We start from the raw sequence: 21,470 nt of genomic DNA, 5'->3' as shown, positions 1-21,470 counted from the left end.
GTCTGACGGACTGTCCGACCGACACGCTGTTGGTGTCTGCTTGGCAACCAGTGTCGGGAGGCGGACATGGTGCTGCAGCCGGAACGGCTGAAACTTGCCACTCTTTAGCCGGCACGCTGTTTACAGTGAATGGTCCGCAAGATGGCGCAAGCTGCGCGATGTCATACGCCCGCGTGCTTTCCACCGCTCTGCTTGACGCGCCAGGCGTCGCGAGCGTGGCCCGCCGATCTCATCGGGAGAAAGTCCATGAACACACCACCACTTTTCTCCGCGGTGTTGCCTTCGATTGCCAGCGCCACGTCCACGGCGCTTTCACAGGAGCGAACGATCTTGGCGACGACGAATGATCCATTCCTCTGGCTCGAGGACATCGAAGGACAAGGCGCAGTGGCTTGGGCTCGTGCCGAGAACGAGAAGACGCTCAGGGTGCTCCAGTCAGATCCCCGCTATCAGCGCTTCTACGAACAGGCGCTCTCGATCCTGCAGGCCAAGGATCGGATTACGTATGTTTCATTGGAACGGCGCGGTTTGGAGAATTTCTGGCGAGACGAGAACCAGGTGCGCGGCGTCTGGCGGCGCACCACGCTCGAGAGCTATCGTAGCCAAGATCCACAGTGGGAGACCATCCTCGACGTGGACGCGTTGGCCGTCGCCGAGAACAGGAATTGGGTCTTTCAAGGCGCCAGCTGCCTTCCGCCTGAAGAGCGCCTCTGCCTGATTAGTCTTTCCGATGGCGGCAAGGATGCCGCGTCCGTAAGAGAGTTCGATCGCGACGCCAAGACCTTCGTGGACGGCTTTTATCTTCCAGAAGGCAAGCAGAACGTCAGCTGGATCGATCGTGACACACTCCTTGTTGCACGGGACTGGGGCGATGGGACCTTGACGCAAGCCGGCTACCCCTTTGTCGTGAAGGAGCTCAAACGCGCTCAGCCGCTCAGTGAGGCTCGCGAGATATTTCGTGGCAAGCCTACCGACGTTCGGGCGCTGCCCTTTGTGCTTCGTGACAGCGAAGGTGATATTCAAGCGACCGGCGCGACCCGCGTGATCCGCTCTTTCGAGTACGAGTATGTGGTCTTCCGGCCCGATGGGCCCGTCAAGCTCAATCTGCCGAAGAAGGCCGCGATAGTCGGGCTCGCGAGTGGCCGCCTGCTTGTGGAGCTTGACGACGAATGGACACCGCCCGGCGATGTCAGCTTCGCCGCCGGATCGCTGATTTCGTATGACCTGGCCGAATGGAAACAGGATCCGCTGCGCGCCAAAGCCTCGCTTGTGTTCCAACCTGGGCCCCGCCAGGCCCTGAGAGGGGTAAGCGCCACAAAGAATTTGTTGATCCTGACGATCCTGGAGAATGTTCAGAGCAAAGCGTTCGTTTATAAATACGATCAGGGAGCTTGGCTGGCGAGGCCGATCCCGCTGCCGGAACATACAAATGTCAGCCTGTCAGCCGTCTCCGATGAAGCGGACCAGGCCATGTTCGCCGTATCGAGCTATCTCAGACCAACGTCAGTCTGGTATTTTGATGCCGAAAGCAAAAGCCTTGAGGAATTGAAGAAGACACCTTCTGCTTTCGATGCGTCCAACCATGTCGTGGAGCAGCTCGAAGCCACTTCGCGTGATGGCACGTCAATTCCCTATTTTCTGGTGCGGCCGAAGAACGCAAGGTTTGACGGCGCAATCCCCACACTTCTCCATGGCTATGGCGGGTTCCAGATTCCGCTTCTGCCCTCTTATCTGGGACCGGTGGGGCGGCTATGGCTCGAACAGGGCAATGCCTATGTCGTTGCGAACCTGCGCGGGGGCGGCGAGTTTGGCCCACAATGGCATCAGGCCGCCCAGGCGGCAACGAAGCAGACGACATGGGATGATTTCATTGCCGTTGCCGAGGACCTGATCCGCCGGAAGATCACAAGTCCGCGCCGGCTGGGCGCGATTGGCGGCAGCCAGGGCGGTCTGCTCGTTGGCGCCGCAATCACCCAACGTCCCGAGCTCTTCAACGCGGCGATCATCCAGGTGCCGCTGTTTGACATGATTCGATACACCAAACTGGGCGCGGGCGCCTCCTGGATCGGCGAGTACGGTGACCCCGCCATCGCCGAGCAGCGTGCGTGGATCGAAGCCTACTCGCCCTACCAGAAGCTGGTGGCGGGCAAGACCTATCCCGTTCCCTTAATTCTTACCTCTACCAAGGACGACCGCGTGCATCCCGCGCACGGCCGCAAGGCTGCCGCGAAGCTCGCCGCGCTGGGCCAGCCCTACTTCTATTACGAGAACATCGATGGGGGACATAGCGCCGCGGCCAATCTCGTCGAACATGCGCGTCGGCTGGCCCTTGAATACACCTATGCATCGAGGCGACTTTGTTCGGAGTAAATTGATGGATGGGCTGATCGAAGCAGATAAAATAAAGACCATTGGTTATTTCAACGTCTTCACGTTGCTCAGCTGAATTCATCGAACCAAAGGGGAGAGAGCTGACGAGCCGCCGGCGGCGCGATGAAACTCGTCAGATGCGCAAGTTACCGATTTGAACAGGCTCCACGGGTGGCGAGCGGGTTTCCTGACTTCCCAAACACGACATCAGGAGCGGCCGGTAAGTTGCCAAATGCGCTTCATTGAGGATTGCCTTGGCACACCCCTGTTAGCCCGACATGCCCGGCGTGCGGCTGATATCCGAAGGCGAACAGCTCAAGCACAGCCATGCGAGCCTCTTCGTGCTTGAGCGAGCATGTCAGGTAGCTTCAATGCAGACATGGCACGGATTGATGATCCTGCGCCAAGGAGTTCACGGTCGCCCTGTCGTTCAACGTCGATTAAAGCCATCCGCACTAGCTCGACTCCGGATCAACGCGCCGTGCACAAGGCTTTGTCCTTCTGCAAGCCGGTGGCGCGCGACGAGTGAAGCGAAGGTCAACACGTCATCCGGATCCTGAAGCCTTGAAGCGAAGTGTCGTGGACGTCAGGGTGCTTTCCGTCGTTGCACAATGCGGCTACAGCTAGAGTCACGCGACAAAAAACGAGCACGTGACTAGCGCAGCGACCCCGGGGTCTCTTGCCGCCCGTCTTGATGGCTGGGAGACTCTTCGCTAGATCACAACGGTTCACTATGGAGATGCCGCCGTGGCAATGGGTATTGTGAAGTGGTTCAACTCGACCAAAGGTTATGGGTTCATCAGGCCCGAGGACGGAGGTCCCGATGTCTTCGTGCACATCAGCGCCGTCGAAAAGGCCGGTTACACCACCCTCGAAGAGGGGGCCCGGGTAAGTTATCAGCTCAAGGCCGGGCGTTCGGGTAAGACGTCAGCTGAGGATCTCCGGGTTGGCTGATGCGGCTCGCCTCCGGAAAACTGCTCTACAAAGCGTGTTCTCGCACCTGTCCGGCGATGCCTCTCACGGCGCGCCGGGCCTTCAGCCTCTCGACCGGCTCTTCAGGGATGGGACTGTCTCGTAAACCGATTGAAAGCTTCGATCTCCTGAAGCCGTCGATCGATCACTGCCGCCGGAGTTACAGGGGGCGCCCAGCCCGGTCGCAGTGTGGGCGGGCAAGATATTCCTGCCAGCCGGCCACGAACGGTCTCCGAACCCTACCAACACGCCGGGAAGTGCACGCCGCGCGCGTCGTCCCAGCTAACAATGCACGGGCTGGTGCTCCCCTGTCCAGGCATGATGCATGAAGCTCATGAAGGTGCTCGCACAAGCGGGTTCGTCCGCTATGGACCTACTCTCCGGCTGCTACGCTGATGCCGTGAGCCTTCGAGGGCCGGTGTAAACAAAGCCGCATTGGCTTGATGCCGTGCGGCGAGGTCAAATCCCGGGCGCCAAGGGAGCAGATGGGAAGCATAGTGGGCTGCAACTTCCTGCCGATCAAAGGTCCGCAATCGGCGCGTTCATACAGTATTTTGGTCTCTCACATGAGGAGCGGAATCCGGACCGAAGGCTGTTTGGGAGCTCTCGAAAGAGCCCGACAGTTGTTTTCGGCGCGAATGTCCTCGGCGACCGCACAGCCGTCATCAAGCAGTCCGGTATCATCGCCCCTATAGAAGCGGCTGGGAATGAAGGCATCGAAGCCGGATGTACTGAGGCGGCTACGCTCGCTCAGTTGCGGTATTTGACGATTGGATATTTCGCACGCCGCCTCGTCCATCTCCAGCACCCCTCACCAATGCTCTAGCTTTCTTTACGTACAGCAGATGCCGCGCCTGCGGCCGTCAAACCTGGCAATAGCGGCCGAGCTCTTTAATGCGGATGTCGGAGGGGTGCAATCGCGCGAGTGATGAATTACGGGCAGCTCCGTCAAGAGTTGTCAACTATCAGCATCGTCAGTTGTCCCCGCGATGACCGCCATGCGAGAGCTGTTTTTAGCAGCTTATATTGGAGGGTATATATGTTTTCCGAGCTTGAAAACGAGTGCATAAACCGGGAAGTCGCGAGGCTCAAACTTCCCAATTCTCGGATCAAGCACTTTGCGCCAGCTAGCTACGCACAAGCCGGAGAAGACGTTATTCTGGAAGGAATTTTGGCCGCAAGACTCTGTAGAAGCCAAAGATCTTGGGAGAGTGTGTTCTATGTCGAGATCGGCGCCAATCACCCCATCTCCACCTCGAATACCTACCTTATGTATCAAAGAGGCGGACAAGGTGTTCTAGTCGAACCCAATCCTGAATTGGGAGCGCTGATCCGGACAGTGCGCCCAAGAGACATTCTGGTGCCGTCCGTTGTCTTGCCGGCTCCGCAGGCGTCTGCCACGCTCTTCATCGGAAACGCCCATGAGTTGTCTTCTTTGGATGAAGCACATATCAAAAGCTTCGGGGACTTCGACGGCCTAGGAGGTGTCCGAGAGCATATCAAGGTGAGCGCTGTCGGCATCAACGAGCTATTGGCCCCTTATGCAAACAAGATCGATTTCTTGTCGATCGATTGCGAAGGACTAGATTACCATCTCGTTAGGGCCATCGACTATGAGCGCATTAAACCTGCTGTGATCCAGTGCGAGCCAAGTGAACATTTTCACGATGGCAACACGGCTCGGATCATAAATCTGATGGAGAGCAGAGCGTATCGTCTTGCTGCAATGACTGACATAAACGTCATCTTCGAGAGATTGACCTAACGCCAGCCCTTGTCGTCAAGGACTCACATGCAGCCCCGCGATCTCCTCGAGCCATTGACCGGGCACGCATGATGAACTGCACCGCGCGAGCACTGGAGGGATGGACCGGTCTCAGGCATTCCAGCCCACGATTGAGTTGCGCGAACTCTTCCTGGGTAGCAAGCGCGTGGCCTGGATCTTGGGCGCGGTCAGAACGTCTGAACCGGATTGCAAGGAATGCTGAAGCGGCGCAGGGATGTGTGCCGATCATCGTTGTCGAACTTCATGCCCCAACTGTAGCCGGCAATGAACGTAACATCGCAGGTGGTCGGCCATCGAGCAGGCATCGCACTCGTAGATCGACCGGATGAGCTCGACGATCTCAGACTCGGTGTTGCGCGCGGGGTGGTCGCGCCGAGGATCAGCTATCTTGTTAAGGCCCTTCTGTCTCCTTCCAGGGCGGCTTGCCGGCGGCCTTGTCAGCACCGAGATGCATGCCGAGGAGGCGCGCGTTTCGGCCGAGCCTCCGAGGCGGGATAAAGGATCGAGGGTTTCACCCGCGGATCGTCGCGACGCCGGCGCTCTCGCGCCGACGGATAAGGCCGCCGTGATGCCGAGAAGCCAACGCGAGCACCGCGCAGTGCGGCCCGCTACACGAGCCCGGACGTGACCGAGGCGCTGGTTGCTACAAAGGGCATTCCAACCCTCAGCCACTTCTCCTCGAAGCAACCGTCGACGATAATGCCGGCGGCCCTCCCGGTTCATAATGACGAGGTTTTCATTAAGTTCATTCGTACCTCCTGGTCGCGATGAGCCGATTTCCGTGATTTCCCGCCGTTCGCATGCACCGGACCGATCGCATGAGATGGTGGGAATGGCGAGCGGGTCATCAATCTGCTCATAGTAGTGTAGGGCTTTCCGAGCACTTTCGCGGACATGCCAACCTCATATGCGCGACACGCAACGTTCGCGTCGACGTGGCGGTGCTTTGCTCGATCCGATCGGCTCATCTTTTCTATGGTGGCGGGCTGAAGCGTGGCGGGGCTATTTCATGGACGCCTATCGAAAGGGTGCCAGGATCCGGACTAAAATTGATCCACCAAGTCAGGGCAACAGCCAAGAGGATTGTGGAGAGGAAGATATCGGCGCGCTTGTCATAGCGGGCTTGCGATGCCTCGGAAATCCTTGCGGCGGTAGACATGCTCTGGATGACATTGCGTCCCTTGTAGGCAGTGTTGCTCTCGCGTCGGGCGGTGGGCTGGTCGATGAGTGCCTCCATAACGAAACCGCTTGACGGGTTGCAGTGCGACATTCGCCCTGCACGGAGTGTGTCTGATCGTCAACGCTCGCAAATTCCTGTCTCCGGTGTTTGATGGATTTTGATCAACGCGAAACGGGATTGCAGGCATCGGTCTCGGTATCACTGATCTGACAATTTTAATCTTCGGAAGAACTGAGGACAAAACGGGAGGATGACGACAGGCACGGAATTGCGTGCGGGGCCGATCAATGTCCAGGCGATGAGCCACGCTCCTTGTCGAACTCGATTGAGTCTGCCGACAGCTGCGAGACTTCGTGTCTTGGAGTTCGGGTGCTGTTGTGCGTCTGACCGGGCGTATCGTTTCGCCAATCGTCTATTGCTTAACTCGTAACCCGGAAAGCTGGTGAGCTGGAGGAGGTCCGACATGAGTATTGAGCTTACGATAAACAAGAGGCCTCATATTGTCGACGTGGCGCCTGACACTCCGCTGCTATGGGTCCTTCGCGATGTGATCGGACTGACGGGAACGAAATATGGGTGCGGAATTGCCCAGTGCGGCGCCTGCACGGTGCATGTCGGCAACGATGCAGTGCGCTCGTGCATTACGGCCGTAGGTGACGTTGCGAAACCAGTCACCACAATTGAAGGATTGGATGCAAAAGGCAATCATCCAGTTCAGCGCGCGTGGCGCGATGAGAGCGTCCCGCAATGCGGGTATTGCCAGGCAGGGCAAATCATGCAGGCAGCGGCGCTCCTAGCTGAGACCACGAACCCCTCTGATCAGCAAATCAGCGACGCGATGTCGGGAAATATTTGCCGCTGCGGCTGCTACCAACGGATTCAGTCGGCGGTGCGAATAGCCTCAAGGGGGGTCTGACCATGAACGTGCGTGCGCCGAGAATCTCATCCAGTCCCTGCGTGAGGCTTGAGAACGTTAGTCGCCGTCAATTCCTTCGCTCGACGGCAGCGGTGGCCGCATTTGCTCTAGCTGCCGAGATTTCTAGCGGGGAGAGCTTCGCATACGAGACCGGCGGAGCTCAGATGCCGCACGGCCTCGTGAACGATCCGCACGTCTTCGTATCAATCGATCCCTCTGGTATCGTTTCGATTACCGCCCACCGCTCCGAGATGGGCACAGGGATTCGAACGTCACTTCCGATGGTGGTGGCGGACGAGCTGGAAGCGGATTGGTCGAAGGTTCGCATCGTCCAGGCGCCGGGGGATGAGCCGCGCTATGGAAATCAAAATACCGACGGCTCTCGCAGCATGCGTCACTTCTTCCAGCCGATGAGACAAGTCGGAGCGGCCATGCGCCAGATGCTGGAACAGGCGGCGGCGATCCAGTGGGGCGTTCCGTTATCAGAGGTGCAAGCGACCAATCACGAGGTGATACATCGGCCGACAGGACGCAAGCTCCGTTACGGTGAACTCGCCAAAGCCGCGATGGACTTGCCGGCCCCGCCAGTAGAGAGCTTGAAGTTCAAGCCCGACAATGCTTTTCGCTATATCGGCCACGGCAACGTCCCAATGTATGACCTGTTCGACATCACTGTCGGGAAGGCGCAGTACGGATACGATATCCGGTTGCCCGGCATGAAATACGCCGTGATCGCTCGCCCTCCCGTTGTCGGTGGGAGGATAAAATCCTACGACGCAACTGACGCCCTTAGAGTTCCCGGCGTCGAAAAGGTATTGGAGCTCAAGGTCAGCTGGGCGCCGCCTGCCGCATACTCACCTCTTGGAGGAATCGCGGTCGTGGCCACCAATACGTGGGCGGCCATAAAGGGTCGAGAAGCTCTGAAGCTCGACTGGGAAGATGGCGAAAATGGCGGTTATGATTCCGCCGGGTATCGACGACAGATGGCCGAACGCGCCAATAAGCCGGGTCGCGTCGAGCGCAATCAGGGAGACTTCGACAAGGCTTTCGCCGCTGCGACGAAAGTGTTATCCGCCGAGTATTACGTGCCGCACCTTGCTCAAGCATCGATGGAGCCGCTGGTTGCCACCGCGACCATTCGCAACGGCGAATGCGAGGTTTGGGCTCCCTTGCAGGATCCGTTCGGCGCACGCGAAGCATTCGCGAAGCTGCTTGAGCTGCCAATCGAGAAGGTGAAAGTGAACGTTACTCTTCTCGGCGGCGGCTTTGGCCGAAAGTGTCAATCAGACTTCGCGCAGGAAGCCGTACTGCTCTCGAAGGCACTCGATGGCGCGGCTGTCAAGCTCGCCTGGACGCGAGAGGACGATCTTCATCATGGCTTCTATCATACGGTCACTTATTCGCGCTTGGACGCAGGCCTTGACTCGTCGGGAAAGGTGGTCGCGTGGCGGCATCGTTCGGTCGCGCCGACCTTGTTCGCGAATTTCAAGCCAGATCCAAAGCGCGAGCAATCAATTGAACTCGGTCTGGGGCTTGCAGATATCGCATTGGACGTCCCTAACGTGCGCGTTGAGACCGGCGAAGCGGCGGCCCTGACGCGAATTGGCTGGTTTCGGTCCGTTAACAACATACCTCATGCTTTTGCCGTCCAATCCTTCATTGCAGAGCTGGCGCACGCCTTGGGGACCGACCCCAAAGACTTCCTGCTCGAAATCATCGGACCACCACGAAAGCTTGAGCTTGAAAAACTCGGGCTAACGGATCCGCTTTGGAATTACGGCGATCCGTATTCAACCTACCCAATCGATACCGGGCGTCTCGCGAATGTGGTGAGCTTGGCAGCTTCGCGCGCGAACTGGGGAAGATCTCTCCCTAAGGGGGGCGGGCTCGGAATTGCAGCACACCGGAGCTTCCTCTCATATGTGGCGACCGTCGTCGAGGTGAGCGTGGACAGCCAAGGAAAGCTGACCATCCCGCGTGTGGAAACCGCAATCGACTGCGGCTTTGCCGTCAACCCCGAGCGGATTCGGTCCCAGATAGAGGGGGCCGCCGTCATGGGGTTCAGCAATTTCATTGGCGAGATTTCGTTCGCGAAGGGCCGCGCCGAGCAGGGTAATTTCGATAATTATCCGGTGGCCCGGATCGACAATGCACCGATAAATGTGCGTGTTCACATTGTTCCGAATGGTTCTGATGTTCCTGCGGGCGGTGTCGGAGAGCCAGGAGTGCCGCCTTTTCTGCCGGCGCTCTGCAACGCGATCTTCGCCGCGACAGGCAAACGTACTCGTTCGCTTCCAGCGGGCGATCAGATCCGCGTCTAGACGACCAGACGTCAGACTCGATCGCCTTGAGCCGCGATTGAGCTCGAACAGAATCGACAAAACAATCAATGCTAAAGGAGTGAAGGGATGTCCAAGGCAAATAGGACAAGAGTTGGAGCTTGGGAGACGGTCAGCACGGTCGTGGGGATTGGCCTAATGGCAGGCCTCCTCGGGAGTACGGCGGCAGCTTCCGATGAAACGACGGAAAAGCGGCTTCTCAACGCAACGCAGGAAACCAGCAACTGGCTGCATCATCACCGTGACTACACGGCCCAGCGTTATTCGCCGCTCAACCAGATCAATCGCAACACGGTCAAGAGCCTACACGTGGCCTGGACGATGGCTCTGGGCGGTATCGAAGGTGGCGGTATTTGGAGCCATGGCGGTCTCGAGGGCACTCCGATTGTCGAGAATGGATTCATGTATGTGACCGACGGGTGGGGATCTGTCTACAAAATCGATCTCCACGGCGGAAACGGAAGCCTGGTCTGGAAAATGGATCCAAAGACCGATCACGACTGGGCCGGCGCCATTGCTTGTTGCGGGATTAACAATCGAGGCGCTGCGATATGGGGAAATTTTGTTATCTCTCATACCCTCGATGGGCGATTGGTCGCGACCAACAAGGAGGATGGCAAAGTCGCTTGGGAGCGCAAGGTAGCCGATCCCGACAAAGGTGAAGTGATCACGGGCGCGCCGTTGATCGTCAACAACATGGCTATTACGGGCGTGGCGGGTGCCGAGTACGGCATCCGCGGCTGGATCGCTGCCACTGACTTGAAGTCCCAAAAGGAAATTTGGCGAACCTATACGATTCCGGGCAAGGGCGAGCCAGGTAACGAGACCTGGAAGGATGATCACGATGCTTGGAAGACTGGCGGGGGATCTACCTGGGTGACCGGGTCGTACGATCCCCAAGTTCACCTGATCTACTGGGGCGTCGGAAATCCTGGACCGGACTTTGATAGTGAGTACCGTCAGGGCGACAACCTCTACACTAACAGTACCCTTGCGCTGGACCCGGACACCGGGAAGGTCAAATGGCACTTTCAGCACACACCGAATGATCCGTTCGACTATGATAGCGTTGCGGAACGAGTGCTGGTTGACATTCCGTTCAAGGGAAAGACGCGCAAGGTCGTACTTGAAGCCGATCGCAACGGCTTTGGTTACGCGCTCGACCGTACTGACGGCTCTTTCCTTTGGGCAACCCCGTTCGTCAAGAAGGTGACCTGGACCAGGGGCATCAACCCAGAGACCGGAAAACCGATTGAGTACGATCCCAGTAAAGCGGTACAGACCTATGATCCTCTGGCGACGCTGAACCGGAAGAACACGCATGTCACCATTTGTCCCGGACATAACGGTGGCAAGAACTGGCCGCCAACGGCGTACAATCCAGACTTGAAGACCTGGTACATCCCAGTCATCGAGAGCTGTGACGAATTGGATAACAAGGAGACCAAACCCGGCGACTGGAAACCTCGCGAATTCTTCACAGGGGGCGGTCCAGTCGTAAAGATGCCGATAACGGGAAGCGTAACCGCCATTGATACAATCACAGGTAAGGTTACGGGCAAGCATGAGACGAAGTATCCGATGCTTGGGGGGCTGCTTGCAACGCCCGAATTAGTGTTCGCTGGTCATCCATCGGGAGAGCTCTACGCTCTCGATGCCAAAACTCTGAACAAGGTATGGGAATTCAACACGGGTGGCGGCGTCAACGCTCCCCCCATGACGTTCTCCGTCGACGGGAAGCAATATATTGCGATCCTCGTAGGATTGGGTGGTGCCTGGGACAAGTGGAATCTCGATTCCACTAAAGGACTGGAGAAGGTTCCCCCCGGCTCAATGCTCTACGTGTTCGCGTTGTAAACCGCTGCGGGCGAAGTGGGGCGCACGCGCCCCAGTTCGTAAAATGTTTCAAGAGGAACGAATGGAATTGAAGGTGGTACGCCTGACTCACCAGGCTAACCGCGCGTTACGCGCTGGCATGTGCGGGTTGATCGTATGTGGCGGCTTGGCGTTTCTCGCGACGCAAGACTTGGCTCGAGGCGAAGGCGGCACGCCCGTACAGGGGCAAGCTATCAACGGCGCGCATCGCACGCTTGATGAAGGGCAGCGCATCTACGAAAAGGCGAATTGCGTAGGCTGCCACAAATGGCATGGCGGCGGTGGCGGCGGCTATGGTGGTGCGGCGCTCTCACTACGAGCTACGCAGCTTAGTCGCGACCAAATCGTTGAGGTCGTCCATTGCGGTCGGCCAGGAACGGGCATGCCGCATTTTGATCGTGACGCTTACAAGGATTACCGATGCTATTCGGGCGTCACGGCTGAAGATCTAGGCAAGGACCTGCCTCTAGATGCAGCTACATTTCTCCGGCCGAACGAGATCGAGAAAGTAACTGATTACATTCTGAAGCATGTTAAGGGCAAGGCGCAGACGAGCTTTCAGGACTGCATTGACTTCTTCGGAGAGGGCTCGAGAGCTTGTGACGTCTACAAGAACATCTCGGGTCACTCGCAAGCAACCGAATCGGAAAATAGGCGATGACTCGCCAAATGTTGATGTGGGCGCTGTCGCTTCTCTTGGCCGCCGGCCCTAACGCCGACGCACGCCAAGGGAACGACTTGCGCGACCTGAGCCTCGGGATGTCGGTCGCAAATATTGCAGCGGAAGAGTACATCAGCCTTGCTTGTGCCGACAAGGAAGGAGGCAAGCTCGCGGTCTGGAGTGACTTCCGGACATGCCCAGCCGATGAAATGGATTTGCGGGGTATCTCGTTTCGTTTCAACGACAAAGTCAATCCGCTGGCTGCTGTGAACGACAAGTATGAGGGAACGAGGCTCGGCGGCCATCCCGTGCTGCTGAGGGGATTCGTCGACAGCAGCGGAGTGCTGAGACGCATTCGGATCGACACGGATCCGGACGCACGCCTGTTCTGGCATAAAAAGGCCCATCTATTGGCGCTCATAGTGAAAGCTCGATATGGGGAGGCCGGCTGGACTTGCCGAGCGGGGGAGTCCCACGACGGCGAAACTCCGGTTGGCGGTTTGCTTATCAAGGAGCACTGCGAAAAGCGCTCAGAGCGCCGTCACTTGGTATTAGATCGGGAAGTTTATCGTCGTGCCGGTCAACCTCCGTCGGACTTTGTGAATGCGACGCACTTCATCATCGAACAAGCGATCGACTGAGGAAGGAGCTGGTACGAGACACCAGCTAACAATCCCGAGGCATTCTGCGGTTTCTCCGTCAGACCAAGCTTGTTGTGTTGGAATGGTGATAGGCAACTTGTCGTGAGCTGATACCAGGGGCTTTTGGACGCGCCGGAGCATATCGCAATGGAAACCGCTGGCAGACCGGGCTCGTCTGCTTCCTCCCTCGACTTAAGCCGCTGTTGGACGAGTCCAGCAGCGGCCTTTTTTGTTTACCCACCTGCGCCGGACGTGCTTTGACCGAACCTTGGTTGAGCTGCCCGAAAGCCTCTCCTTTGCAGCGAGCGATCGTTGGAAATGTCAGAGGCTGATCGACAGGTTCTGCGCGGTGATGGTGAGAAACTGGACAGGGGCGCTGCTCAGGTCGACATCGATCAACCCGAGGCGGCGAAGCACCGTATCAAGCGAGCGGCGCGCCTGGGTTTCAGGGTCGCCGTCAATGCAGATGTCCATCAAACCGGACCGAAGACATTTCGCAGTGCTCTGAGTGAGCGCGTGCCCGATCCAGAATACCTTCGCTGGGTGAGCCTTCAAAGCCGCAGCGATTCCCTCTTTTCCGGCGCCCACACTGTACAGTCCGATGACGCGATTGTCGTCGCGCAACGCTCCCGTTAGCCTCTCCGCTGAAAGCAAATTGTCGTCATGGCTGAAAATGACGCGGCAGAAATTGTGATCGACATTAGCTTGCTGCATCAGATAGTCGGAGAAGCCGCGTATGCGCTCACGATGCGCCCGGTAAGCTCCGCTGTGGCACATGGCGAGGACAGTTCCACTAATTCCACGTAGCATGCGTGCCATATAGTAAGCGGCCGTCCTTCCCGCCGCGTAGTTGTCGATACCGATATAGGGCACATCTTCTCCGGCACTTCCCGTCAGCAATTGCACGACCTCCACGCCCGACTTGCGGACCTGGCGGATACTCTCTGTAATGTCAGGATGGTCTGGAGCCAGAATGATGAGACCGGCTCGCCGAACAGGGGGCTTTACGATATGTTGGGCAATGCGGGAGATGTCGTCTTCGCGAACGAACGTCCGGTGCACTAAAATGGCTGGGTCCAAGGAGGCAGATATCCGCTGGAAAGTCGCAATAAGATCGGCATAAAAAAAATCGGCTTCTGGCTGAACGAGAAGTACCTCAATCCGAATGATGCCGCTGTGAGGTCTCAATCGGCGATCGCCATATTTTAGTTTCTTTGCAGCCTTGATGATCCTTTCGGCAAGCTCGATCCGCACGCCGCCACGGTCATTGAGAACCCGCTCGACGGTTGCGGTACCGACGTTTGCCTCACGCGCAATATCTCTGATGGTCGGACCACTCAAATACCTGCCTCCGGCGTGATTTTGATCAACACGGAACGAGAATTAGCGGCTTCCACGCACTTACGTCGTCAACTTAGCCTTATGCACAAGGGCCGTTGCCATGGAACGTGTAGGCGGTCTTCACAGTGGTATAGAACTCTTGCGCGTAGCGGCCCTGCTCGCGCGGACCATAGCTGGAGCCTTTCCGGCCGCCGAATGGCACCTGATAGTCCACGCCTGCGGTCGGAAGATTCACCATCACCATGCCGGCCTCTGCATTGCGCTTGAAGTGGCTGGCGTATTTTAGGCTGGTGGTGCAGATCCCCGAAGACAGGCCGAACGGCGTGTCGTTGGCAAGTTCAAGCGCCTCTTCGTAGTCTTTCACCCGGATCACGGTAGCGACTGGCCCGAAAATCTCCTCGCGCGCGACACGCATCGCATTGCTTACTTCCGTGAGCAGCGCAGGCGCGAGATAGAACCCGGGCGCCTCGCGTTTCAGCAACTCGCCCCCGGCAACCAGCTTTGCGCCTTCCGCCTGGCCTATGCTGATATACTTCAGGTCCTGTTCGAGTTGGGCCTGGTCAACGACCGGGCCGACATGCGTGCCAGCTTTCAAGGCATCGTCAACGACAAGCCCATGCATCCGATCCTGCATGCCGGCTACGAACCGATCGTGGACGCCATCTGTCACAATCAGCCGGGACGATGCCGTGCAGCGCTGGCCGGTGGAGAAGAAGGCGCTGTTCACCGCGCATTCCACTGCCAGCGTCAGATCGGCATCATCAAGGACCACCATAGGGTTCTTGCCGCCCATCTCGAGCTGAAGCTTCTTCATCGGTTCAGAAGTGATGCTGGCCTGGGCGATCTTGCGCCCCGTCGGCACTGAGCCCGTAAAGGAGATGGCAGAAACCTTCGAACTGTTCAGCATCGCCGCACCAATCACTGAGCCCCGGCCCATGACCAGGTTGAATACACCTGCCGGTACTCCGGCGCGGACGATGATCTCGGCGAGCGCATGAGCCGAACCAGGAACGAGCTCGGCAGGCTTGAACACAACGGTGTTGGCGCTGGCGCGATCTTCCAGGCTGGAATTGCAATCGGAAAGTTCCAGGGAGTGATGAGCCCGATGACGCCGACCGGCTCGCGGGTGATCTCCACATCGACGGACGGCCGTACTGATGGCAGCTTTTCGCCCGCCATCCGGAGGCACTCGCCAGCGAAGAATTGGAAGATTTGTCCTGCACGCGCGACCTCGCCGATGCCTTCTGCCAAGGGCTTGCCCTCCTCGCGGGAGAGCAGACGGCCGAGATCCTCCTTGCGAGCGTGCATCTCGTCCCCAATCGCCTCAGAATGTCATGCCGCGTCTGGACGGTGGAGCGCGACCAAGCCGGAAATGCATCGTAAGCGGCGGTTATCGCGCGCTCAGTCTCAGCAGCCGAGGCGCGGGCATACTCGCCCACAACATCGTTGGTATTGGACGGGTTGATATTTGGGGAGGTCTCCGCGGGCGGAAGCCATTCGCCAGCAATATAGTTATTTGTCATCGATAAGCTCTGAATTCGATTGGACTTGTCGGTGCATAAACTCTCGGCCTCGCTCGTTAGCTCGCCGAGTAAATCATTTCGTGCAGAAGTCAGCGTCCCCAGCGGAGGGCTAACGGGTTGACCCCACGCGCAAGCTCAATCAGCTCAGCTTTCGTTTTGGGATGAATTTGCTCCAGCGGATGCCGCACAGCGTCACATCTGATGACGTTGCCTTCCCTCATCACGCTCTTGGCAGCGCGCAAGCCACATTGACGGTTCTCGTAGTTGATCAGCGGCAGAACCTTTGCATACGCAGCGGCCGCTTCCGTCCTCCGACCCGCCATATGATGATCGAAAACAGGGCGCAACAAATCTGGACATAGCGCGCTCGACATCGTCCCGGTCGCTCCAGCTTCCAGATCTGCCATCATGGTAATGGCTTCTTCTCCGTCAAACGGACCTGCTATGGCAGCATCTCCTGCCTCGATCAGGTTGCGCAGCTTCGCTGCAGCAAACGGGACTTCGATCTTGAAATAGCTAACGAGCGGCACCTCTTGTGCCAGCCGAACGAGAAAGGGTACCGAGAGCGTTACGCCGCTGAGCGGCGCATCCTGAACCATGATTGGGATTCTTGCCGCGTCGGCTACACGAGCGAAATGCTCGACCATATGGGCTTCGTCCGCCTTGAGACCTGAGCCGTGGTAAGGCGGCATCAGCATGAGAAGGCTTGCGCCCCGTTCGGCCGCATAGCGCGCGCGCTCCACTGCGATACGAGTGCTGAAATGGCTGCATGTCACCATGACCGGCTTGCGGCCAGCCACATGTGACAGGCAGAGGTCAACCAGCAATCTGCGCTCCTCGTCTGACAACAGGAACTGCTCGGAATAGTTGGCTAGGATGCAAATTCCGTCGACCTTCTGATCGATCATGCAATCCAAAATACGCCGCTGCCCCTCAAGATCGATATCGCCAGATTCCGTGAATGGCGTTGGTGCGACGGGAAACAGGCCACTATAGAGCGCGCTCTTTTGGACTTGCATGATTCAGGGTCTCTTTTGGGGAGATGGGTATGAGAAGCATTGGGACGAGCATCTGGTGTGCGGCCGTCGATGTGGGATCGCGAATGTGCTACGGCTCGAATGTGAGAACTGGTCTGGTCTTCGAGCACCAGCGCGCACCGCTATTCGGCCGATAGTTGGAAGCCCCCGTCGGAATTAAAAAACGGCCTGAGGTGGGCGCTAAGATCGATAAGGAGGAGATCAGCCAGGCAACACATGCGGATGACGTTCTTTTTCATTGCCGATCTCTCGCGGGCGCAGTTGAGTCTCGAACGATCAACCGCGTTTCGAGCTCCACTCGGGAGTGTATATCCAGCGAATTTTGATCCGCCAGAAAGTAGTTGGCGGCCTCTTCGCCCATGAGGCGAGCCGGGACGTCAACCGTCGTAAGGCCGGGAGTGAGATATTCGGCGATATCGAGATTATCGAAACCGATCATCGATATGTCTTGGGGGACGCTTAATCCAGCATCCTTGCAGCCGCGCAATGCTCCGACAGCAAGCACGTCGCTCCCGCAAAATATCGCCGTCACATTTCTATTTTGATTGAGAACGATTTTGGCTGCGGCTCGGCCACGGCTGAACTCGTAAGGTGATTCCACAACAACAATGCTGGAGCGGGCTATTCCACGACGTTCAGCCATGGCGAGGAAGCCTTCAAGGCGACCAGATGCGCGATCGTTATCGCGCGTTACGCCAGCAATGATCGCAAGATTCCTGTGACCGAGATCTGCAAGGTAGTTTGCTGCCAAAGCCCCGCCACTGCGGTTGTCAAAACCCATGCTGGGAATCGAAACGTCTTGCGAGAGGGAGTAGGTTACAGCAAATCGGACCTTGTGTTCACGCAGGAGTTTGAGGGTTTCCTTTCGATGGCAGGAGCCCACGAGAATGACGCCATCGACGCCTTTTTCGATGAGATTACGGACGACGCGAATTTCCCGGTCGAGGTCGTAGCCTGTTGCAGAGTAGAGAAGAGACGCACCGGCCGGCGCTAACCGGCTCTCCAGACCTTCAAGCATGCGAGTGAAGATCGCGGCGTCTAACGTCGGAACTATCAAGCCAATCAGTCGGGAGCGCGAGGATCGCAGCGCGCGTGCTGATCCGTTGGGAACGTAGCCGAGTTCATCAACGAGCCGGAGAATGCGCTCTCTCAAATCGATCGCGACGGTTTCCGGTCGATTCAACACACGCGAAACTGTGGCAATAGAACAACCCGCGCGTTTCGCTATCTCGACGACGGTCGGTGATTGCCTGCCTTGGGCAATGCGGGCCATTTTTTCTAACGCCATGAGCCTTCTTCCTTTTCGCCTGCCAGGCAGAGAGCGCGCAAGACAAACGTTGTGAAATCGTTCTCATGATACACGGAACTGCCGGGTCGATCAATCGGCCATAAAATGCCTCGAAATCACGGGTCTGACGCCTTGCTCAGTCCGCCTCTGATCTTTTTCCTTGCGCAGCCGGTCCTGTTGATGTAAACCTTTTCATAAGCTGCGCGGGCGAAGCCGCGGGCGGCAGCCGCGTTCGGCTGCGAGGCAGGACAGGGCGTGGTCGGAAATAATGAGCCGGCGTTTGGCCAGTGGAGAAAGTATGCAAGCGAAGAAGAGGCGAACGGGCGAGGTGCCAATTATTACGGCTAAGCAAGCCGTGTCGCTGATTGGCGATGGTGATTGCGTCTATTTTGGTGGTTCGGCCGGAGTTGCGATCCCCGAGCTAATCATCGACGCGCTCCGCGACGTTCATTCCGAGCAGGGGTCTCCCAAGAACTTGATGCTGGTTGGTACGGTGGCCATCGGCGATTGGGCCACGACGGGATTCAACAAATTGGCAGCCCCGGGCCTGGTGCGTCGAGTCGTGGCGAGCGGCTTGAACAATTGCCCTGCGCTTGGACGGCGCGCGCTAGCCAACGAAATTGAAGCGTACACCCTGCCCCAGGGGGTCTTGGCGCAGCTCGCTCGCGAAAATGCAGCAGGGCGACCCGGCGTCATTACGAAAGTTGGGCTGCGGACATTCGCCGATCCCCGCATTGGCGGTTGCAGGCAGAGCGAGCGCAGCAAAGAGGATATGGTTGCCGTTGTCGATATCGAAGGAGAGGAGCATCTGCTCTATAAGACCTTCCCAATCCAGGTCGCGATCCTGAGAGGCAGTATTGCGGACGAGAAGGGAAATATCTCGCTCGAGGACGAGGCATATGTCGGCGAAAGCATGTCGATCGCGGCCGCCGCTCGTCGCTCTGGTGGAATAGTCATTGTCCAGGTCAAGCGGGTCGCTGCATCCAATACGCTAAACCAACGAGAAGTAAGAATACCTGGGGTTTTGGTCGACTACCTCGTCGTCGATCCCAATCAGCGACAGACCTATGCGACGGAGTATAGCCCGGCCTATGCCGGAAAAATGCGCGTGCCGGATGGTAAAATCGCGTCGCTGCCGTTCGATGTGAGAAAGGTCATCGCGCGACGTGCGGCGCTTGAGCTGACCCCCGGAGCGACCGTCAACATCGGCTATGGCATCTCGAACGGAATTGCGGTCGTGGCCGCCGAAGAAGGAATATATCGCTCAGTCACATTGACGGCTGAGCAGGGGGTTATCGGCGGCATTCCTGCACCCGGACAGGATGCCGGCGCCGGTACGAACTACGACATGATAGCGCCGCAACCGGATCAGTTCGATTTCTACGATGGCGGAGGATTGGACATCGCATTCCTGTCCTCTGCGGAAGTCGATCGGCACGGCAACGTCAATGTGAGCCGCTTTGGTGACAAGATCATAGGACCAGGGGGCTTCATCAACATTAGCCAGGGCGCCCGAAAAGTCGTCTTCTCCGGCACCCTCACGGCCGCCGGACTGAAGGCGGTCCCGGGTGATGGCTCTCTCATCATTGCTGAGGAGGGGACGGTCAAAAAGTGGGTGAAGGACGTCTACCAGATCACCTTCAGTGGCGCTTTCGCAAAGGAACGCCAGCAAGAGGTCGTATTCATCACAGAGCGTGCCGTATTCAAGCTTACGCCGAACGGCTTGATGCTGACCGAAGTAGCGCCTGGCGTATCAGTCGAAGAGGACGTGCTGGCGAACATCGAATTCGACGTGCTCGTGTCGCCTGACCTCAAGCTAATGGACGCGCGGATATTTAAGAATGAGCCGATGAACTTGGCGGTTCGGTTCCACGATGGTGCCGGGCAGGGGGAAGGGGAGCGGCTGACGTGAAGTTCGTTTCAAGAGAATGCGAGGACAAGGTCGGGATCCTGGCTATGAATAGGCCAGAGCGACGCAACGCTCTGGGCGAAGACATTCTGAAAGATCTGGTTGAATCGGTGAGTGAGGCGGCCAACAATAAAGACGTCAACGTGATATTGCTCACTGGCAACGGCCCGGGTTTCTCAGCTGGTGCAGACCTTAAGGATTTTTCGGCTGGCGACATCAACGACACCTTTGACCTGAATCGCCGACTGGGTTCCTTTGTACGCTCTCTCGCTCTTGTCAGAAAACCGGTCGTCTGCGCTGTCGACGGGTTTGCCTTGGGCGGCGGCTTTATGCTGGCAGCCTCGTGCGACGTTGTCGTCACGGCTCGAGCAACGCGCTGGCATTTGCCGGAAGTGTCTCTTGGCTGGCTGCCGGGGTTCGGATTGGAGACTTTAGCGGCACGTGTTGGGCCATTTGCGGCTCGCTCCTTGAGCTGGAGCCCGACTGCGATCGACGGCGTGGAGGCTCATCGGTTGGGGCTGGCTGACATTCTGTCGTCGCCAACTGAAACCGCTCGCGAGACCGCGCTCCGCTACGCCAAAGGCCTAGCGGCAATGCCGCCTCATGCCGTGCTGACCACGAAACAATTTTTCTCCACTTCGGTAACCGCGAGGGCAGAAGTCATGGATGATCTGGCAAACCGCTACTTTGCCCAGGACATCCTTCACGAGACCGCACGAGCAAATATGCAACGCTTCCTTCCGAAGCAGGCCGCCGGCGCCTAGCCTCCAGGACCGGAAAGGCGCTTTTCGCGGATCGTTTTCAGGGAATGATATGAACCACCTCAACCGATCCCTCGTCGTCGTTGAGCGGCCTGACCCAGCCATACTCCTGCTACGGCTCAACCGTCCGAGACAACGAAATGCGCTGAGTGCAGCCCTGCTGGGGCAGCTTGCCGATGCGCTTGGTGCGGCTCGTTCCGATGATTCTGTGCGATGCGTCGTTCTCAGTGGCGATGAACGCGCCTTTTCCGCTGGTGCTGACATCAAGGAGATGCAGCAGCACGGCTTCGAGGCGCTGAGCGATCCCACACGGCAGGATGCATGGAATGTCATCGCCACCTTCCCCAAGCCGCTCATTGCGGCCGTGCGAGGCGTGTGTCTGGGCGGCGGCCTCGAACTCGCGATGCTCGCTGACATCTTGCTGGTGGCGGAAGACAGCGTACTCGCGCAGCCGGAAATCACGATCGGGATCATGCCTGGAGACGGCGCTACCCAACGGTTGACGCGGATTGTTGGCAAGTCCCTGGCCATGCAGATGGTATTGACTGGTGAGCCAATCAGCGCGGAACGGGCAGTGGCTGCGGGACTCGCATCCGAAATACTGCCCGCCTCCGAGTTGATGGGACGCGCGCTTGCGATAGCGCGCGTCATCTCGAACCGTGCGCCGATCGCTGCCCAGTTAGCCAAGGAATCGATTCAGGCAGCTTACGAAACCCCATTGTCGGCCGGCTTGGCGATTGAGCGGCGCGCGATCCGATACGCGTTCACCACTGATGATCAAAAGGAGGGCATGGCTGCCTTCGTCGAAAAGCGGCAGCCCGTATTCTCCGGACGTTGACGGGAGAAACTAAGATCCCCTCGTGACTTAGCG

At 57.9% G+C, this 21,470-nt stretch carries 14 protein-coding genes and 1 pseudogene; 11 read left to right on the top strand and 4 right to left on the bottom strand.

The genetic code is table 11. The annotated features are described in order from the left end of the window. The first annotated feature begins 246 nt into the window (after positions 1-246). The 8 genes from P6U29_RS33235 (at position 247) to P6U29_RS33200 (ending at position 12,740) form a co-directional block, all read left to right on the top strand. Positions 247-2,370 carry a prolyl oligopeptidase family serine peptidase gene (locus P6U29_RS33235; protein WP_407114517.1) on the top strand — a complete coding sequence of 708 codons (2,124 nt, stop codon included), beginning with the start codon at positions 247-249 and terminating at the stop codon, positions 2,368-2,370. A gap of 747 nt (positions 2,371-3,117) precedes the next feature. Next, a complete protein-coding gene (locus P6U29_RS33230) occupies positions 3,118-3,324 on the top strand; it encodes a cold-shock protein (protein ID WP_407114516.1) in 207 nt (68 codons plus the stop codon). 1,057 nt (positions 3,325-4,381) lie between these two features. Beyond that, complete coding sequence (locus tag P6U29_RS33225) at positions 4,382-5,107, top strand: FkbM family methyltransferase (RefSeq protein WP_407114515.1); 726 nt, start codon at positions 4,382-4,384, stop codon at positions 5,105-5,107. 1,664 nt (positions 5,108-6,771) lie between these two features. Continuing rightward, a complete protein-coding gene (locus P6U29_RS33220; protein WP_407114514.1) occupies positions 6,772-7,224 on the top strand; it encodes a (2Fe-2S)-binding protein in 453 nt (150 codons plus the stop codon). Positions 7,225-7,226: 2 nt separating this feature from the next. After that, positions 7,227-9,545 (top strand): molybdopterin cofactor-binding domain-containing protein, encoded by a 2,319-nt coding sequence (locus tag P6U29_RS33215; RefSeq protein WP_407114513.1) that lies wholly within the window; start codon positions 7,227-7,229, stop codon positions 9,543-9,545. Positions 9,546-9,701: 156 nt separating this feature from the next. Beyond that, a complete protein-coding gene (locus P6U29_RS33210) occupies positions 9,702-11,420 on the top strand; it encodes a PQQ-dependent dehydrogenase, methanol/ethanol family (RefSeq protein ID WP_407114512.1) in 1,719 nt (572 codons plus the stop codon). A gap of 61 nt (positions 11,421-11,481) precedes the next feature. After that, positions 11,482-12,099: a c-type cytochrome gene (locus P6U29_RS33205; protein ID WP_407114511.1), complete on the top strand. Its 618-nt coding sequence runs from the start codon at positions 11,482-11,484 to the stop codon at positions 12,097-12,099. Next, positions 12,096-12,740: a hypothetical protein gene (locus tag P6U29_RS33200; protein WP_407114510.1), complete on the top strand. Its 645-nt coding sequence runs from the start codon at positions 12,096-12,098 to the stop codon at positions 12,738-12,740. Before P6U29_RS33205 ends, P6U29_RS33200 begins: the two co-directional genes overlap by 4 nt. 321 nt (positions 12,741-13,061) lie before the next feature. Here the strand turns inward: P6U29_RS33200 and P6U29_RS33195 are convergent, their stop codons facing one another. The 4 genes and pseudogenes from P6U29_RS33195 to P6U29_RS33180 all read right to left on the bottom strand — a co-directional run bounded on the left by P6U29_RS33195 (position 13,062) and on the right by P6U29_RS33180 (position 17,929). Continuing rightward, positions 13,062-14,081 carry a LacI family DNA-binding transcriptional regulator gene (locus tag P6U29_RS33195; RefSeq protein WP_407114509.1) on the bottom strand — a complete coding sequence of 340 codons (1,020 nt, stop codon included), beginning with the start codon at positions 14,079-14,081 and terminating at the stop codon, positions 13,062-13,064. A 79-nt stretch (positions 14,082-14,160) separates the two neighbouring features. Continuing rightward, positions 14,161-15,604, bottom strand: a pseudogene (locus P6U29_RS33190) (aldehyde dehydrogenase family protein). A gap of 89 nt (positions 15,605-15,693) precedes the next feature. Next, the gene (locus P6U29_RS33185; protein ID WP_407114508.1) at positions 15,694-16,623 is read right to left on the bottom strand and encodes a dihydrodipicolinate synthase family protein; all 930 of its coding nucleotides are present in this window, start codon (positions 16,621-16,623) and stop codon (positions 15,694-15,696) included. A gap of 253 nt (positions 16,624-16,876) precedes the next feature. After that, positions 16,877-17,929 carry a LacI family DNA-binding transcriptional regulator gene (locus P6U29_RS33180; protein ID WP_407114507.1) on the bottom strand — a complete coding sequence of 351 codons (1,053 nt, stop codon included), beginning with the start codon at positions 17,927-17,929 and terminating at the stop codon, positions 16,877-16,879. A 298-nt stretch (positions 17,930-18,227) separates the two neighbouring features. On the opposite strand from P6U29_RS33180, the gene P6U29_RS33175 reads away from it, so the two are divergent. From P6U29_RS33175 to P6U29_RS33165, 3 genes are read left to right on the top strand one after another with little or no spacing between them, the layout of a single operon-like run. Next, positions 18,228-19,841, top strand: coding sequence for an acyl CoA:acetate/3-ketoacid CoA transferase (locus P6U29_RS33175; RefSeq protein ID WP_407114506.1), 1,614 nt, complete (start codon positions 18,228-18,230; stop codon positions 19,839-19,841). Beyond that, positions 19,838-20,602: an enoyl-CoA hydratase/isomerase family protein gene (locus P6U29_RS33170; protein ID WP_407114505.1), complete on the top strand. Its 765-nt coding sequence runs from the start codon at positions 19,838-19,840 to the stop codon at positions 20,600-20,602. Before P6U29_RS33175 ends, P6U29_RS33170 begins: the two co-directional genes overlap by 4 nt. Positions 20,603-20,651: 49 nt before the next feature. Beyond that, entirely contained in the window at positions 20,652-21,437 is a 786-nt protein-coding gene (locus tag P6U29_RS33165) for an enoyl-CoA hydratase-related protein (RefSeq protein WP_407114504.1), read from the top strand. Positions 21,438-21,470 lie beyond the last annotated feature (33 nt).

Origin of the sequence: Bradyrhizobium sp. LMG 9283 (assembly GCF_045571415.1) — a bacterium.
Lineage (GTDB): Bacteria > Pseudomonadota > Alphaproteobacteria > Rhizobiales > Xanthobacteraceae > Bradyrhizobium.
Note: the sequence above shows the minus strand (reverse complement) of the source record. Positions and strands in the feature narration are given on the sequence as shown.

Excerpts from the sequence above, each read along its gene's own strand:
- P6U29_RS33220 (WP_407114514.1), top strand. The coding sequence starts at position 6,772 with ATGAGTATTGAGCTTACGATAAACAAGAGGCCTCATATTGTCGACGTG.
- P6U29_RS33200 (WP_407114510.1), top strand. The coding sequence starts at position 12,096 with ATGACTCGCCAAATGTTGATGTGGGCGCTGTCGCTTCTCTTGGCCGCC.
- P6U29_RS33210 (WP_407114512.1), top strand. The coding sequence starts at position 9,702 with ATGGCAGGCCTCCTCGGGAGTACGGCGGCAGCTTCCGATGAAACGACG.
- P6U29_RS33175 (WP_407114506.1), top strand. The coding sequence starts at position 18,228 with ATGCAAGCGAAGAAGAGGCGAACGGGCGAGGTGCCAATTATTACGGCT.
- P6U29_RS33205 (WP_407114511.1), top strand. The coding sequence starts at position 11,482 with ATGGAATTGAAGGTGGTACGCCTGACTCACCAGGCTAACCGCGCGTTA.
- P6U29_RS33215 (WP_407114513.1), top strand. The coding sequence starts at position 7,227 with ATGAACGTGCGTGCGCCGAGAATCTCATCCAGTCCCTGCGTGAGGCTT.
- P6U29_RS33185 (WP_407114508.1), bottom strand. The coding sequence starts at position 16,623 with ATGCAAGTCCAAAAGAGCGCGCTCTATAGTGGCCTGTTTCCCGTCGCA.
- P6U29_RS33225 (WP_407114515.1), top strand. The coding sequence starts at position 4,382 with ATGTTTTCCGAGCTTGAAAACGAGTGCATAAACCGGGAAGTCGCGAGG.
- P6U29_RS33180 (WP_407114507.1), bottom strand. The coding sequence starts at position 17,929 with ATGGCGTTAGAAAAAATGGCCCGCATTGCCCAAGGCAGGCAATCACCG.
- P6U29_RS33165 (WP_407114504.1), top strand. The coding sequence starts at position 20,652 with ATGAACCACCTCAACCGATCCCTCGTCGTCGTTGAGCGGCCTGACCCA.
- P6U29_RS33235 (WP_407114517.1), top strand. The coding sequence starts at position 247 with ATGAACACACCACCACTTTTCTCCGCGGTGTTGCCTTCGATTGCCAGC.